The following is a 1,310-nucleotide window of genomic DNA, read 5'->3' as shown; positions in this document are numbered from 1 at the left end:
TGGAATTGCAATAGTCTACTGGAGATTTTTTGTTGTCATATTATTATTTTTATTGAGAAGCATTACTTTAGATATTTTCTTTTTTAAGCTGCGATTTTAGGATTTATTGAGTTGTTTGCAAACTCTAATGGCGATAAGTACCCCAAAAAAGAGTGTCTTCTTTTTCTATTATACCATATTTCTATATATTCAAAAATGTCTAAACCAGCCTTCGCTCTTGTTTTATATATCTGCTGGTATATCATTTCTGTTTTTATAGTTTTAAAGAAACTCTCTGCAACTGCGTTATCCCAACAGTTTCCTTTTCTGCTCATGCTTTGCTTTATCGGTAAGCATGCTAATTTTTTTCTGAACTCGGAACATGCATATTGTATACCTCTGTCTGAGTGAAAAATCAACTGTTGTGTAATAGGTCTATTCTTTATAGCCATTTCCAATGCCTTTATCGTGGTGTTCTTAGCTTCCATATTTTCACTTAATGACCAGCCTACAACTTTTCTATCCGCCAGATCTATAACTGTTGTCAGATATAGCCAACCTTCCCCAGTTTGTATATAGGTGAGGTCTGAAACCCATTTCTCTCCAATATTGGAGGCATAAAAATCTCTATTAAGGAGATTTTCTGCTAAAGAGTAAGTGTGCTGTGAATCCGTTGTCTGTACCCATTTCTTACGGATAGTACTCTTTATACCCAATCTGCGCATCAGCCTGGCAACTCTGGGACGTGAGATAAAGATCCCTCTGGAACATAATTCGGCAGTAATGCGCGGACTCCCGTAACACCCTTTACTCTCTGCGTAAATCTTACTTATCTCTATCATAAGATAATTATCATCGGTAAGCCGCTTACCCTGAGGGTTTTTTAACCAGTAATAAAAACTACTGTTGTTTATTCCAAATACTCTACACATCCTTTCAACAGAAAATATCTTTCGGTAATCTTTTATAAATCCGAATATCTCCCGTCTCCCTTGGAAAAGATGCCTACCGCCTTTTTTAATATATCACGTTCTAGCTGGGCTTCTTTAAGCTCCTTTTGTAGTTTCCGGATCAATTGCTGGTCTTCGCTAAGGCTTGTAGTATCAGTTTTTGCAATTCCTTCGCGCTCTTTCCATTTACTTAAAAGGTTCGAACTTATACCCAATTCTATTGCAACATCCTTTATCGAACCCCGCGCATGGGCCAGATCCAAAGCCATTCTTTTAAAAGGCTCATCAAATATTCGTCTGCTCATATATTCAAATTTAAAGTTTAATGTTTAATGTTTAAATCTGACAACAAAAAGCCTCCAGTTAAAGGTAGCAACTCCA

2 protein-coding genes are annotated in these 1,310 nt (G+C 36.6%); both read right to left on the bottom strand.

Annotated features, from left to right (window positions below; all coding sequences use genetic code 11):
- Positions 1-83 precede the first annotated feature (83 nt).
- Entirely contained in the window at positions 84-947 is an 864-nt protein-coding gene (locus R2R28_RS29055; protein ID WP_316829163.1) for an IS3 family transposase, read from the bottom strand.
- Complete coding sequence (locus R2R28_RS29050) at positions 944-1,234, bottom strand: transposase (RefSeq protein ID WP_316829162.1); 291 nt, start codon at positions 1,232-1,234, stop codon at positions 944-946. The genes R2R28_RS29055 and R2R28_RS29050 overlap by 4 nt, the downstream gene beginning before the upstream one ends.
- Positions 1,235-1,310: the final 76 nt, after the last annotated feature.

The sequence above is a fragment of the Pedobacter miscanthi genome (assembly GCF_032678605.1).
GTDB classification, from domain to species: Bacteria; Bacteroidota; Bacteroidia; order Sphingobacteriales; family Sphingobacteriaceae; genus Pedobacter; species Pedobacter miscanthi_A.
Note: the sequence above shows the minus strand (reverse complement) of the source record. Positions and strands in the feature narration are given on the sequence as shown.

What these genes read in the sequence shown, in the direction of transcription:
- R2R28_RS29050 (WP_316829162.1), bottom strand. Translation starts at nt 1,234, where the DNA reads ATGAGCAGACGAATATTTGATGAGCCTTTTAAAAGAATGGCTTTGGAT.